The 14,021-nt window shown below is 64.3% G+C and carries 15 protein-coding genes; 8 read left to right on the top strand and 7 right to left on the bottom strand.

Features of this window, described 5'->3' with window-relative positions; genetic code table 11:
• Positions 1-3 precede the first annotated feature (3 nt).
• Positions 4-1,266, top strand: a complete 1,263-nt coding sequence (locus tag P0Y59_24000) for a mechanosensitive ion channel family protein (protein ID WEJ99920.1) — start codon at positions 4-6, stop codon at positions 1,264-1,266.
• Positions 1,267-1,374: 108 nt separating this feature from the next.
• Here P0Y59_24000 and P0Y59_23995 read toward each other — a convergent pair whose 3' ends face one another.
• Positions 1,375-1,869 carry a hypothetical protein gene (locus P0Y59_23995; GenBank protein ID WEJ99919.1) on the bottom strand — a complete coding sequence of 165 codons (495 nt, stop codon included), beginning with the start codon at positions 1,867-1,869 and terminating at the stop codon, positions 1,375-1,377.
• Positions 1,870-2,164: 295 nt separating this feature from the next.
• Between P0Y59_23995 and P0Y59_23990 the strand changes: the two genes are divergently transcribed.
• From P0Y59_23990 to P0Y59_23980, 3 genes are all read left to right on the top strand, one after another.
• Positions 2,165-2,623, top strand: coding sequence for a MaoC family dehydratase (locus P0Y59_23990; GenBank protein ID WEJ99918.1), 459 nt, complete (start codon positions 2,165-2,167; stop codon positions 2,621-2,623).
• 53 nt (positions 2,624-2,676) lie between these two features.
• A complete protein-coding gene (locus P0Y59_23985; protein WEJ99917.1) occupies positions 2,677-3,855 on the top strand; it encodes an acetyl-CoA C-acyltransferase in 1,179 nt (392 codons plus the stop codon).
• Between the two features lie 165 nt (positions 3,856-4,020).
• Complete coding sequence (locus P0Y59_23980) at positions 4,021-4,977, top strand: glucokinase (GenBank protein WEJ99916.1); 957 nt, start codon at positions 4,021-4,023, stop codon at positions 4,975-4,977.
• Between the two features lie 6 nt (positions 4,978-4,983).
• Here P0Y59_23980 and P0Y59_23975 read toward each other — a convergent pair whose 3' ends face one another.
• The 3 genes from P0Y59_23975 to phaZ all read right to left on the bottom strand — a co-directional run bounded on the left by P0Y59_23975 (position 4,984) and on the right by phaZ (position 7,334).
• The gene (locus P0Y59_23975) at positions 4,984-5,130 is read right to left on the bottom strand and encodes a hypothetical protein (protein WEJ99915.1); all 147 of its coding nucleotides are present in this window, start codon (positions 5,128-5,130) and stop codon (positions 4,984-4,986) included.
• Positions 5,131-5,321: 191 nt separating this feature from the next.
• Positions 5,322-5,690, bottom strand: coding sequence for a hypothetical protein (locus P0Y59_23970; protein WEJ99914.1), 369 nt, complete (start codon positions 5,688-5,690; stop codon positions 5,322-5,324).
• Positions 5,691-6,119: 429 nt separating this feature from the next.
• Positions 6,120-7,334, bottom strand: coding sequence for a polyhydroxyalkanoate depolymerase (gene phaZ / locus P0Y59_23965; protein ID WEJ99913.1), 1,215 nt, complete (start codon positions 7,332-7,334; stop codon positions 6,120-6,122).
• 168 nt (positions 7,335-7,502) lie between these two features.
• Between phaZ and P0Y59_23960 the strand changes: the two genes are divergently transcribed.
• The 3 genes from P0Y59_23960 to P0Y59_23950 all read left to right on the top strand — a co-directional run bounded on the left by P0Y59_23960 (position 7,503) and on the right by P0Y59_23950 (position 11,704).
• Positions 7,503-9,305: an ABC transporter transmembrane domain-containing protein gene (locus P0Y59_23960; GenBank protein WEJ99912.1), complete on the top strand. Its 1,803-nt coding sequence runs from the start codon at positions 7,503-7,505 to the stop codon at positions 9,303-9,305.
• 1 nt (position 9,306) lies between these two features.
• On the top strand, positions 9,307-10,746 hold the full coding sequence (locus tag P0Y59_23955) for an FAD/NAD(P)-binding protein (protein WEJ99911.1): 1,440 nt from the start codon (positions 9,307-9,309) through the stop codon (positions 10,744-10,746).
• Between the two features lie 61 nt (positions 10,747-10,807).
• The gene (locus P0Y59_23950) at positions 10,808-11,704 is read left to right on the top strand and encodes a glyoxalase (GenBank protein WEJ99910.1); all 897 of its coding nucleotides are present in this window, start codon (positions 10,808-10,810) and stop codon (positions 11,702-11,704) included.
• Between the two features lie 22 nt (positions 11,705-11,726).
• Here P0Y59_23950 and P0Y59_23945 read toward each other — a convergent pair whose 3' ends face one another.
• Both P0Y59_23945 and P0Y59_23940 read right to left on the bottom strand, forming a co-directional pair.
• The gene (locus P0Y59_23945; GenBank protein ID WEJ99909.1) at positions 11,727-12,152 is read right to left on the bottom strand and encodes a VOC family protein; all 426 of its coding nucleotides are present in this window, start codon (positions 12,150-12,152) and stop codon (positions 11,727-11,729) included.
• A gap of 37 nt (positions 12,153-12,189) precedes the next feature.
• Positions 12,190-12,642 carry a MarR family winged helix-turn-helix transcriptional regulator gene (locus P0Y59_23940; GenBank protein ID WEJ99908.1) on the bottom strand — a complete coding sequence of 151 codons (453 nt, stop codon included), beginning with the start codon at positions 12,640-12,642 and terminating at the stop codon, positions 12,190-12,192.
• A 58-nt stretch (positions 12,643-12,700) separates the two neighbouring features.
• Here P0Y59_23940 and P0Y59_23935 point away from each other — a divergent pair, with 58 nt between their 5' ends.
• Entirely contained in the window at positions 12,701-13,372 is a 672-nt protein-coding gene (locus P0Y59_23935) for a glutathione S-transferase family protein (protein ID WEJ99907.1), read from the top strand.
• A gap of 80 nt (positions 13,373-13,452) precedes the next feature.
• Here P0Y59_23935 and P0Y59_23930 read toward each other — a convergent pair whose 3' ends face one another.
• Complete coding sequence (locus P0Y59_23930; GenBank protein WEJ99906.1) at positions 13,453-13,764, bottom strand: hypothetical protein; 312 nt, start codon at positions 13,762-13,764, stop codon at positions 13,453-13,455.
• Positions 13,765-14,021 lie beyond the last annotated feature (257 nt).

Raw genomic sequence — 14,021 nt, 5'->3', positions numbered from 1 at the left:
TCCATGACAGTAACGAACAACAGCCAGGCAAAGGCGCCTGTCCTTTCAGCGTCCAACGTACAGGACCAGGCGGAGGACCTGTTCACCGCCAGCTCGATCTGGATCCAGACCCATTGGTTGCAGATCATCATCGCCGTCGCCGCGGCAGCGGTGGTCGTCGCCGGGCTGATGTTCCTTCGACAGATGGGCAACAAGCTGTGCAACTTGCGGCCAGGCCAGGCCGGGTGGGGCACCGTGTTCGGCCGCGCCATCGTCAAGACCGGCAATTTCTTCATCATCATGGTCGCGGCCAAGCTGGTCGCCGGCTACGCCAATGCGCCGCGCGAGGTGACGACGACGATCTCCTTCCTGTTCACCGTCTCGGCGGTATTCCAGGCGGCGATCTGGGCGCGCGAGATCATCCTCGGCGCGATCGAACATCGCACCCATTCCGAAAACTACTCGGGCGAGGCGATCGGCAGCGCGATGGGCATCATCCGCCTGCTCGTTACCTTCGCGCTGTTCGCCATCGCGCTGATCGTCGTGCTCGACAATCTCGGGGTGAACGTGACTGGCCTCGTTGCCGGTCTCGGCGTCGGCGGCATCGCGATCGGCCTGGCCGCGCAGGGCATCTTCGCTGACCTCTTCGCGGCGCTGGCGATCCTGTTCGACCGGCCTTTCCGACGCGGCGACGCGATCACCTATGACAGCAGCTCGGGCACGGTCGAGGCGATCGGGCTGAAATCGACCCGCGTGCGCGCGGCGACGGGCGAAGAACGGATCATCGCCAACAGGAAACTCCTCGACAAGGAGATTCTCAACAACAGCCAGCGTGCCTATCGCCGCGGCCAGTTCAAGCTCGGCGTGGTGCGATGGACTCCGGTCGAGAAGATGGAACGCCTGCCCGACATATTGCAGGAAGTGATCGAGAAATGCGGCCGTACCTTCGTTCGCGCCGGTTTCATCGGCTTCGGTCAGTCGAGCTATGATTTCGATGTCGAGTTCGACTCGCCGACCGCCGCATTCGACGATTTCTTCGATGCCCGCCACGCCATCGGCCTCGGTATCGTCAGGCGCCTGAATGCTGAAGGTATCGAGCTGGCCTATTCGACCCAGGCTTCGTTCACCGCGGCAGCACTTGGCGGCCTGATCGGGCCCTATCCCGAGGCGCCGCCTTACGGCGAAAACGCGGCGCCCGTCGTCGACACCCCCACCACCCCCGAAACGGCCATGGAACTCAAGCCGTCCGGGGACCGGTCGGCCGTCGATCAGGACACGCCTCCATGACCAGGGCCGAACGCCGACCGGCTCGCTGTCGTGACGAGAAATTCGTACGGAAGAGGCCGGGAAGCTGATCCCCTTCTTCCTCCTCATCGTAGATGAAGAGGAGGAAGATCAGGCCATCTCCGGCTGGCGCTGGCCGACCACGGCCGAGGCGAGCATGGCGTTCCAGTTCCCGAGGGTCATCGCGCCGAGATATTCTCCCTGCATCACCGGAGTCAGCACCTCGATCATCCGGCTGCCCTCGACCCAGAACTCGATCACGCCGAAGGCGCCGCCGCGCTTGCTATATTTGGCCGGCCAGCCCTCACGTTCCGCGATGGCGAACACCTCGGTCGCGCCCATGTGCGTCGCGATGGCGACATGAGTCGCCGAGCGGCGATTGGGAGATCCGATCACGCCATAGGAATCAGCGTCGCCATCGGCCGGCACCAGTTCGGTCCCGCGCGGATAGACTTCGATGATGGTGTTGCGCTCGTCGCCGGCCATCGCGACCCAGCTTCCCGCGATCACCGGCGGGAAGGGCGTCGCCTGCCCATCCCACAATTCGGCGATCACCTCCGCGACATGCCGGGGATTGTCGGCATCGATCGAAACGTGAAAGATCATGTACTGCTCCAGGAAAAACAAATGCCCAAGTTCAGGCTTCTGCGGCGCCCCTATCGCGAGGATCCGGGCAAACGGTGCGGCGTTCGACGGACTCGACCAAATTGCGACCGGTATGATTCGCGAGTCGGTGCTTTTAGAAGCTCGGGTTCGCTCTCGCCGTAGTGCCTATCCACCGATTCACGCGCCATGGACGCTACGTCATCGCCCCGGTTCAAGTTTCCGGTCGGGCAAGGCTTGCGCGCGCCGGGCCGGCGTGCCTAGAGGACGCGGAAGCTAACAATATCCGAGGATATCCATGCCAACCATCACCGCGCAGGAAATGGCCGGCCGCATCGGCACCGAGACCGTCTCCGACTGGGTGGAGGTGAGCCAGGAGATGATCGACAAGTTCGCCGACGCGACGGGTGACCACCAGTTCATCCATGTGAATCCCCAGATGGCCGCGATGACGCCGTTCGGCGGCACCATCGCCCATGGCTTTCTCACCCTTTCCCTGATGCCGCTGCTCGCGTCCAAGGTCGCCGACGCGCCGCAGATCGAGGGCGTGAAGATGGGGATCAACTATGGTGGCAACAAAGTCCGCTTCCTCCAGCCGGTCCGCTCCGGCAAGCGCGTGCGCGGCCGCTTCAAGCTGATCGAGTTCGCCGAGAAGCGCCCCGGCCAGTGGCAGCAGACCAACGAATTCACCGTCGAGATCGAGGGCGAGGAAAAGCCTGCGATGATCGCCGAATGGATCAGCCAGATTTTCGTTTGAAACCCTAAAGCCCCCTCCCCGAAGGGAAGGGGCTTGAAGAAAGGACCTCTCCCATGCGTTCCGCCGTCATCGTTTCGACCGCCCGTACCCCGATCGGCCGCGCCTATCGCGGCGCGTTCAACAACACCCCCGCGCCCACCCTTGCCAGCCACTCGATCAAGGCAGCGGTCGAGCGCGCCGGGATCGATCCGGCCGAGGTCGACGATGTCGTGTTCGGCTGCGCCCTGCAGCAGGGCCATCAGGCCGGCAATATCGCGCGCACGTCGCTGCTCCGCGCCGGCCTGCCGGTCAGCGTCGCCGGCCAGTCGATCGACCGGCAATGCTCGTCGGGCCTGATGGCGATCGCTACCGCCGCGAAGCAGATCATCACCGATCAGATGGAGATCACCATCGGCGGCGGCGTCGAGAGCATCAGCCTCGTCCAGACCCCCAAGATGAACGTCGCGCCCGACCCCGAGCTCGTCGCGATGCACAAGGACATCTACATGCCGATGCTCGGCACCGCCGAGGTGGTCGCCAAGCGCTACGCCATCAGCCGCGACGTGATGGACGAATATGCGCTCCAGTCGCAGCAGCGGACCGCCGCCGCCCAGGCCGCCGGCTATTACGACAAGGAGATCGTTCCGGTCACCGCGACCATGGCGGTGGTCAACAAGGAAACCAAGGAAGTCACCTACAAGGAAGTGACTCTCTCGAAGGATGAGGGAAACCGCGCCGACACCACGCTGGAAGGTCTGAAGGCGCTCCAGCCGGTAATGGGCCCGGGCATGACGATCACCGCCGGCAATGCCAGCCAGCTGTCAGACGGCTCCTCCTCGTCGGTGCTGATGGAGGAGAAGCTGGCCGAGAAGCGCGGGCTCCAGCCGCTTGGCCGCTATATCGGCATCGCGGTGGGCGGCACCGAGCCGGACGAGATGGGCATCGGCCCGATCGTCGCCATCCCCAAGCTGCTCCAGCGTTTCAACCTGAAGATGGACGATATCGGCCTGTGGGAGCTGAACGAGGCTTTCGCGGTGCAGGTGCTCTATTGCCGCGACAAGCTCGGCATTCCCAACGAGCTGCTCAACGTCTCGGGCGGCGCGATCTCGATCGGCCATCCCTATGGCATGACCGGCGCGCGCGCGACCGGCCATGCGCTGATCGAAGGCAAGCGCCGCGGCGCGAAATATGTCGTCGTGACGATGTGCATCGGCGGCGGCCAGGGTGCCGCCGGGCTGTTCGAGGTCCTGTGACTTGACCGGGAGGGTGTCCGACGGCACCCTCCCCTTTCCCACGGCGGATAACGACGTAGACGGCATTCCGCCGGGTGAACTAGCGTCTAGGTAACCCCTGAACTCTATGGTACCGCTCACATGATCGACCCTCCCGCATAGGAGGGCGGCTTGAGAGGGTGGGCGATGACGGGCGACGACATTGGGCTGGTGGCCGATATCGGCCGCCAATCGGTACGGTTTGCACTCAGCGGCGGCACAGCGGGCATCCTGCCGCGCGACGTGCGCAGCTACCACACCGCCGAGCATGCCACTTTCACCAGCGCGCTGCTCGCCTATCTTGGCGACGTGGGAATGCGGGACGCGACTCTGCCCAGCGTTCTCGCGGTCGCCGGCGCGGCGCGCGGCGACCTGATCAACCTCACCGGCAGCCGCTGGTACATCTCGCTCTCCGGCGTCGAGGCGGTACTCCGCGCCCGGCCCCGCGCGCTCAACGAATGCGCGGCCACGGCGCTTGCCCTCACCACGCTCAACCAGAGCGCCTTCACCCCGGTGGGAACGCAATCGACCCGGCTGGTCCAGCCCGGCGGCCACTATATCGTGGTCAGCATCGGCACCGGCCTTGGCGTCGCGGCGCTGATCGCAGGATCGAACGGCAAGCTGCTGCCCGTGGCGAGCGAGGCCGGCCATATGACCTTCTCCCCCGCCACCCCGGACGAGGAGAAATTCGCTGCCCATGTGCGCGTCAGGGGCCAGCCGAGCGCGGAATCCCTGCTCAGCGCGAACGGGCTAGTCGCCGCCTATGCGGCGCTGGCCGAAGGAGGCAAGGTCGTCCGCAGCCCGGAGGAAGTTACCCGCTCCGCGGGGCGCGATCCGGTGTCCACAGCCGTCGCGCGAATGGTCGCCGGCTATCTGGGGGCATTTATCGGCGATCTTGTTCTCGCCTTCGGTGCCTGGGAGGGCGTGTATCTGACAGGCCCCATCCCCCGTGCGCTGCACATGCATCTGAGCGACCCGCAATTCCGCAAGCGGCTTGAGGCCAAGGACGCGTTTCGCCGGCAACTCGGCGAGGTGCCTGTCGCGATCGTCAACCGGTCCGATCTTGAACTGACCGGCGCCGCCGCCGCACTACGCGACGGCTAGCATGCCTCAACGATTGCCGTCGCGATCGCCATCGCCACGATGGTGGCCATGATGTCGGTCGCTGTCATGACCGGGATGACCATAGCGGCATCCCGAAACGGCCAGCCCCGCCAGCGCAAGGGCGGCAGCGAGCGCGATCTTGTTGCTACGCATCGATTCTCTCCAGAAGGATGCATATCAACGGATGGCGGAGAGTGCCTGTTCCAGCATGCCCTGATCGGACCTATTAGACCGTGAACTCATAAACGACCGCTTTTGGCATGAAGGCTGAAAGGCCGACATTGGGTGGTAAGCGGTCTGGCAGCTTACGGATTGGCAAGGACAGTAAGCGAACTTCCCTCCGATCAGCCCCTGCGGCGATCCAGAAAGTAGCGCCATGCCACCTTGCGATAGTCGGGATCGAACGTGTCGAAGGTAATCCTCTCAAAATCGCTTGTCGTCTTAAGCCATCGCTTCGACCAGGCGACGAGGCGGACCTCCTGCTCAGGCGATGTAAATATCAGAGTAAGGTCCAGCGCCCAGCAGATCGGAACCATAGTGATAAGCACACCCATCCAGATATATTTGTCTCCAAGCCGATAGAGTGGGAAGCTTTGGACGAAGCCTTGCAATCGATCGGGATAGATCAGGCTGACCGCAAGCAGCATCGTCAATACAGTCGCAATAGCCGTCAGACGGCCAATTGCTCTGATCTTTTGGTCTTGGTATTTCATCGATATCCGTCCACCACCCCCCGGTGTAGTCGTTATGGTTGCAAACGGGCATGTCGGCAATCGAGGTATAATGCGAACCGACGCTACCTCCGAAAGTGGGGGCCGACCTTTGCAGCATAGTGCAACCAAGAGCCGAAGGCAGAAACGAGGAAATCGCGAAAATCCGGGTAGGTCATAAAGAGCTTCTGAAGTTTTACAGGATCGTCTTCCCAAATGGCTTCCACCAAAAGGAGATATGGCTTCACCTGTTCCGACATCGCGAAGCTGCTTGTCACTCTCGGTCCCGTTTTCGCGCGGCTCCAGCATATCCGCAAGTAGAGCGGCAGCGGACAGGCCACTTTTAAGTCTACGCCCTAATCTTAGCCACCCTGAAACACGTTCGGCACGACGACTGGATGGGCGAGGCTAAATGACTGTCGACGCCTGGTTTCAGGCGTTCGACGCCATCCATTCTTCAAGCACCGGCGCGATCTGGTTGCGCCATTTGCTGCCGTTGAAAATGCCGTAATGGCCGGCATCGGCCACCAGATATTTCTTCTTCGCCTCGGGCAGTTCCGTTGCGAGCGTCAGCGCCGCCCTGGTCTGGCCCAGGCCCGAAATGTCGTCGCGCTTCCCCTCGATCGCCAGGATGCCGATATCGGTGATCGCCGCCGGATCGACGAGGCGGCCGCGATGAGTCATCGTACCCTTGGGCAGCGCATGATCCTGGAACACCACGTCGATCGTCTGCAGATAGAATTCAGCGGTCATGTCGCAGACCGAGCGATATTCCTCGTAGAAATCCTTGGTCGCGTTGGCGCTGTCGTCATCGCCCTGCACGAGGTGTTTGAACATCTCGTAATGCGACATCATGTGGTTGCCGAGGTTCATGGTCATGAACCCGCTGAGCTGCAGGAAACCCGGATAGACCCGCCGCCCTGCGCCAGGATAGGTCGCCGGGATGGTCGCGATGACGTTGTTCTCGAACCAGCTGTGCGGCCGCTCGGTCGCCAAGGTGTTGACCGCGGTCGGCGCTTCGCGTGTGTCGATCGGGCCGCCCATCATGGTCAGCGTCTTCGGCCGGCACGGATGCTTGTCGGCGCTCATCAGGCAGGCGGCGGCGTAGCAAGGCACCGACGGCTGGCAGACCGCGAGCATATGCGCGCCCGGGCCGATCAGTTCCATGAACTCGACCAGATAATCGATATAATCGTCCAGGTCGAAGCTGCCGTCGCTCAGCGGAACAAGCTTCGCGTCCCGCCAGTCGGTGATGTAGACGTCGGCGACCGGGAGCATCCGCTCGACCGTGCCGCGCAGCAGGGTCGCATAATGACCCGACATCGGCGCGACGATCAGCAGCTTCGGAGCGCCCTCGACACCGTCGCGCACGAAACGCTTGAGCTGGCCAAACGGCTTGCGCAGCACGATCTCCTCGACCACGCTGACGTCCTCGCCGTCAACCACGGTGCGATCGAGCCCGAAATCGGGCTTGCCGCGCGGAGCTGCGGCATGGGCGAACACTTCAAGCGCTGAACTGATGATCGAGCCGCCGCCGAAATAGGCGAAGGGATTGGCCGGATTCGACAGCATCCCCGCGCCGAAATTGGCCATCGCGCTGGCCCCCGCCAGCATCGATTTCTGCATTTCATAAGCGTTATAGAGCATCGCGTACCCAATATCGGAAAACGGTTACCTTAGACCAAGGCATAGGTGTGCGTCGCAGCATAAGCAATCGAAACGGACATACTATTGGGCGTCCCTGCCCCATAGCGGGTTGCACGCTACCATCTCACGACCATTGCAGAGGCCGGGGACAGGCCCTACTCCCCGGCCATGGCTGAGCCCTCCCCTGCATCGCCCATCGTTTCCGAAGCGAAACCCGCCGAATCGAGGCGCCAGCTCGGCAATCTCAGAATGGTCTGGGCCCATGCCGCCCGCTACCCCCGCCAGATCGCGACGGCGCTGACCGCGCTGGTCGTCACCTCAGCCGCGACCATCGCGATCCCCTATGGATTCAAGAAAGTGATCGACCGCGGCTTCGGTCCCGGCGCCGATGGGTCAGTCACCAATTCCTTCCACTATCTGCTGATGATCGTGGTCGTGCTCGCCATCGCGACGGCGGTGCGATTCTATTACGTGTCCTGGCTGGGCGAGCGCGTCGTCGCCGATATCCGCGCGGCCGTTCAGCGCCACCTCCTCACCCTGGCCCCGCGCTTCTTCGAGGAGAACCGACCGTCGGAAATCTCCTCGCGCCTGACCTCTGACACCACGCTGATCGAGCAGGTCGTCGGTACCACCGTCTCCGTCGCGCTCCGCAACAGCTTCACCGGCGTCGGCGGGATGATCTATCTGTTCGCGCTGTCGCCCAAGCTCGCCGGCATGCTGATGCTCGGCATCCCAGTCATCATCCTGCCGATCGCGCTGCTTGGCCGCCGGGTCCGCAATTTCTCGCGCACCAGCCAGGACCGCGTGGCAGATGTCGGCTCGATCGCGTCGGAGACATTGGGCGCGATGAAGGTCGTCCAGGCGTTCGGCCAGGAAGACCGCGAGGCAGCCCGCTTCGGTGCGGCGGTCAATGCCACCTTCACCGCCGCCAAGCGCCGCATCATCCTGCGCGCGTTCATGACCGCGATCGTCATCGGCCTGATCTTCGGATCGATCACCCTTGTGCTGTGGGAAGGCGCGGTCGACGTCGCCGCCGGCCGGATCAGCGGCGGATCGATCGCGGCGTTCGTGCTGACCGGCGGCCTCGTCGCCGGCGCGTTCGGTGCGCTGACCGAGGTCTATGGCGACCTGCTCCGCGGCGCTGGCGCCGCCGGCCGTCTTGCCGAACTGCTGGATGAAGTCCCCGAGATCCGCGCACCGGCGAATCCGGTCGCCCTCCCGGAGACAGCGCGCGGCGCGATCGAGTTCGACAATGTCACCTTCCGCTATCCGACCCGACCCGAAGTCTCCGCCCTGCAGGATTTCTCGCTCGCCATCGCGCCGGGTGAAACCGTCGCCGTGGTCGGCCCGTCCGGCGCCGGCAAGACGACTCTGTTCCAGCTGATCCAGCGCTTCTACGATCCCGATGCGGGCCGCGTGCTGCTCGACGGCGTGCCTTTGCCCGACGCCGATCCGGCCGATATCCGCCGCCACATCGCGATGGTGCCGCAGGAAACGGTGATCTTCGGCGCTTCGGCCCGCGACAATCTGCGCTACGGCAAATGGGAGGCTGGCGACGACGAGCTATGGGCCGCCGCCGAAGTCGCCAATGCAGCCGAGTTCCTGCGCAAGCTGCCCCAGGGCCTCGACACCTTCATGGGCGAAGGCGGCGCGCGCCTGTCCGGCGGCCAGCGCCAGCGCGTCGCGATTGCCCGTGCGGTGCTGCGCAACGCGCCGATCCTGCTGCTGGACGAGGCGACCAGCGCGCTCGACGCCGAGAGCGAGCGGCTGGTACAGGAAGCGCTCGAACGGCTGATGGAGGATCGCACCACGCTGGTCATCGCACACCGCCTCGCCACCGTCCGCGCGGCCAAGCGGATCATCGTGATGAGCGAGGGGCGCATCGTGGAAAGCGGCACGCATGGCTCGCTGATCGGCCAGAGCGGCCTCTATGCCCGCCTTGCCAGCCTTCAGTTCAGCGAGGCGGCGTAACATGAGCAAGCCTGACATCCACACCGTCGCGGTCGTCGGCGGCGGCGTGGCCGGCACGCTGTTCGGTCTGAAGCTGGCCGCCGCTCGCCCTGATTTCCGGGTCATCGTGATCGAGGCGACGCGCCGCATCGGCCGGGGCCTCGCTTATGGCGCATGCGGCCCGCAACATCTGCTCAACGTGCCGATCAGCCGGATGGAAATCGGCCTGAAACCCGGCTTCGCTGACTGGCTCCAGGCAAATCCGAACGCCCGGGAGGCGCTCTCAACCGGGCTTGAGGAAAGCAGCGGCGACCTGCCTGGCGTATTCGTGCCCCGCGCCCTGTTCGGCGCTTATCTCGAGGAACGGCTCGAGGAGGCGCTGGTCACCGACAATGGCCCTGGCCTGTCACTGGTGCGCGGTGAAGCGGTTCGGGTGCTCGCCCGCCCCGATCGCGCCGTCCGCCTGAGCGACGGTCGCGAGATCGCCGTCGATACGGTCGTGCTCGCCACCGGCAACCTCGCCCCGCGCGCGCCGGGCGGGCCGGATCAATGGTTCTACGATACGCCAGACTTCGTCCCCGATCCCTGGGCACCGGACGCGTTCGACGGCCTCACGCCCGACGATCCCCTGCTGCTGCTCGGCACCGGCCTGACGACCGTCGATATCGTGCTGAAGCTCACCGCCGCCGGCCATCGCGGCCCGATCCTCGCCACCTCGCGCCGCGGCCTGTTGCCGCAGGTCCATGCCGCCGGCGGCACCTGGCCGGCGTTCCTCGAAGCCGCCCTGCCCGCTTCGCCGCGCCGGCTCATGCGCCTGATCCGCGAGCAGGTCGCCGCCGCGGAGGCGCGCGACATCCCGTGGCAGCGCGTGTTCGATGCCGCCCGCCCCGCCATCCCCGCCGTCTGGAGCAGCTGGTCCTCGCGCGAGAAGCGCCAGTTCCTCCGCCATCTCCGCACCCGCTGGGACGTCCGTCGGCACCGCATGGCGCAGCGCATCCACGACGCGCTCGACGCGGAGACCGCGCGTGGCCGGCTGGAGATTCTCCCGGCGCGCCTGCGCAGCTATCGCCTGACGGAGAACAAGGTCGACGTCACCCTCGCCCCCCGCACCGGCGGCGAACGCCGTTTCACCGCCGCCCGCGTGGTCAACTGCACCGGCCCGCGTCGTGACGCCGGCTCCATCGCGATTCCGCTGCTCGCCGATCTGCGCGACCAGGGACTGGCCCTGCCGGACTCGCTGGGCCTCGGCCTCGAAACCGAGAATTGCGCGCTGCTCGACGTCGATCGCCGCGCGTCAGGCTGGCTGTACGCGCTTGGCGCCCTCACCTGCCCGCAATGGTGGGAAATCACCGCCGTTCCCGAGATCACGGTTCAGGTCGATCGGCTGGTGGGACAACTCGCCAATCCGGCGGCAGCACATCTGAGTGCGGGCGACTTCCTCGATCTGGGGGCTGGTATCTAGGCGGATCGGAACATGTCCGCCGGGCGGTTCGGGGGAACGTGCTGGGTGATGGAGAATGACGATGATGCGCCTGTCCCTGTTGATCGCCACCGCCATGCTCGGCATCGCTTCCGCCGCGGCTGCCAGACCGGCAAAGCCCGCCCCCTCCCCCGATTTCGCGGTCGGGCCGCAATATGATTCGACTCATGTCTATGTCGCGGCGGATGACTTCGACAGGTTCATGGCGAGCTTCATCGCGACCTTCGGCGGCACCACCAGCAAGCAGGGCGTGTTCCAGGTCACGCCGACATCAAGCCAGACCATCTCGCAGGTCGCGCTGACGCCCGTCGGGACGATTTCGGTGTTCGGCTTCAAGACGCCGATCCCCTATCCATTCGGGATCGAGCGCACCGGCTATCTCGTCACCGATCTTGACGCCGCCATCGTCGCGGCGCGCAAGGCCGGCGCGACCCGGCTGGTCGAGGCGTTCCCCGATCCGATCGGCCGCGACGTTCTGGTCCAGTGGCCGGGCGGCGTGAACATGCAGTTCTACTGGCACACCACCAAGCCCAGCTATGCGCCGCTCGCCACGATTCCGGAGAATCGCCTCTATCTGACCGCCGATGCCGCCGATGCGTTCGTCGCCAGCTGGATCGCCTTTTCACATGGTCGAATAGTCTCCGACGACAGGACGGCACCTGCCATCGAGATCGGCCGGCCCGGAAAGACCTATCGACGCATTCGCCTCAGCTCGGGCTATGGCGAGATGGCGATACTGGTGAGCGACGGCGCATTGCCATGGCCCTATGGCCGCGAGTTGACCGGCTACGCAGTCGCCGATCTGCCCGCGACGCTCGCCAGGGCGACCGCAGCCGGCGCCGAAACGCTCGTTCCGGCATATGCCGGGCAGGATCGGGTATCGGCAATGGTCCGCTTCCCGGGCGGATATATCGCCGAGATCCACGCAGCCTCTCATTGACGAAGCCAGGCAACCGGGGCCGTCAGGTCTTCTCCCGGAAGACCGCCTCGATATTGTTCCCGTCGGGATCAAGCACGAACGCCGCATAATAGCCGCGCGGATAGCCTCCGGATCGAAACCCGGGCGCACCATTGTCTTTGCCGCCCGCATCGATCGCGGCGGCGTGAAAGGCAGCGACTTCTTCGCGGCTGATCGCCCTGAAGGCCATATGCTGTCTCACGCCATGCGGATGGAAGACGTCGATCCAGAAGACAGGATAGGTCACGCCATATCCGATACCGCCGATGGTACTCTCCCGGTCGGACGCGAGGTCGCCGTCCATCGTGACGCGCATGACCCCTCGCATGCCCAGCGCGGACAGCGCCGCATCGTAGAACCGTGCCGAACGGGCGATGTCGGCGACGCCGATACCGCCATGGTCGATACGCCAGTCGTCGGTCTCACTCATAGGCTCTTCCCCGAGAAACAGTGCGCGTCAGGACATCTCAGAGCAGTGCAGCGAGCCCCGAGCGGAGCGCGTCGCCGCTGGCAGGACCGGACGCCAGATTCATGTCGATATCGCCGTGCACGCTGGTCCACACCGGCATCGCCTGCGCCAGTACCTGCTTTCCCACGTCAGTAAGGGCCAGCCGCCTGATCCGCCGGTCGACCGGATCGGCCTCCATGCGGACGAGACCGTCCCGTTGCAGCGGCTTGAGGTTGGCGGTCAGGCTCGTGCGGTCCATCGCCAGCAGGTTCGCGACCGAACTGATCGACGGCGGCACAGGTCGATTGAGCGCGTTCAAAAGCGAGAACTGGCCGCTGGTAATGCCAAAGCCGCGAAAAGCATCGTCGAATCGGCGTGACAGCGCCCGCGCTGCCCTCTGGGCAGCCAGGCACAGGCAATGATCCCGCACGAAATGCGTTTGCTCAGCTGAGACCAGGACGTGTTTTGACATTGGGAATTTATGTTGATATCAACCTATTCTGTCAAGCAGTTCATGAAGGGCGCGCCACATGCCGATCGACCCAAACGCCGATATCGAGATCACGAGCTTTGCCTGGGTGCCCGATTTCGCACGCGGGTTCGTCCGGGATCTTCGGCCACGCTGGGCGTGCGAGGAAGCTGGCATCGGCTATCGCGAGCGGCTGATCGGTTTCGAGACCGCCAAAAGCGAGGATTACCGGCGCGAGCAGCCCTTCGGACAGGTGCCCGCCTATCGCGACGATGAAGTGCAGATGTTCGAAAGCGGCGCGATGGTCCTGCGCATCGCCGAGCGTTCCGAAAAACTCATGCCCGGCGGCCCGGCGGGTCGGTCACGCGTGCTCACCTGGATCACCGCCGCGCTCAACAGCGTCGAGCCGTTCGTGTTCGACTTGGTGAATATCGATACGTTCAACAAGGACGCCGAATGGGGCAGGCTGCGCCGGCCGCAGGTGATCGACAATCTGCGCGGCCGGCTCGCGGGATTGTCGGGCTGGCTCGGTGAGAAGCCCTATCTCGAGGGCGATTTCAGCGCCGCCGATATCATCATGACGACGGTGCTGCGCGAGGTTTCGGACGACACCCTGCTGGCCGAATTCCCCAATGTGGTCGCCTATCGCGACCGATGCATGCAACGACCTGCGTTCGAGCAGGCACTGAAGGCGCAGCTGGCGTCATTTGCGCCCGACCCGGTAGCCGCATAAGCGGCTACATGGTTTCAGCCGGGTCGCACGCTAAGACAGCAGGCGACGCTCAAATCATGCCAACCGAATATCCTGTCCGGCTATTGTCGGCCGGGATTTAAAAACTGCTTGAATTCTATACCGAAGGAATGCGGATTCGAGAGACTGGCATTTCTCCGTCCGGTGACTGTCCAATCGGTTTGTTTGGGCCTCACCTTCGCCAAAGCGATTTCCCATTCTTGCCCGGTTCGGCACACTTGGCCGCCCGCAAGCGTACCGCTCTTGTTGCGCAGCGGAACACAGATGACTCGATCCTGGTCAGCTTTCGCAAGCAGGCTTTCCTGGCCCAATGCCGGCATCGGCAAAGCCCCCAGAAACGCTGAAGCGGTTACGAGCAGAGCCAAGCGACGCATCGGATATCTCCCGAAAACATGCCTTCGTGCGCCGGTTATAGCACTTGCCCGGCCTACCCACAAACAGGAGCGGCTTGATCGTTTTGAACGAAGCGACTCACAGTTGCTTGTTTCGAGCGAATGTCAGGACCCGCTATGTCGGGGAGGGCAAGGAAGAAGATCGTAGAAGCAGCATTGGGCGCGCGATGTGTCTCACCCCAAAAGGCCGCGATGGCACGGTCATCACGCCGGATCTTTCGACAGGCTCACGTCAGGCT

The organism is Candidatus Sphingomonas phytovorans (assembly GCA_029202385.1).
Lineage (GTDB): Bacteria > Pseudomonadota > Alphaproteobacteria > Sphingomonadales > Sphingomonadaceae > Sphingomonas > Sphingomonas phytovorans.
Note: the sequence above shows the minus strand (reverse complement) of the source record. Positions and strands in the feature narration are given on the sequence as shown.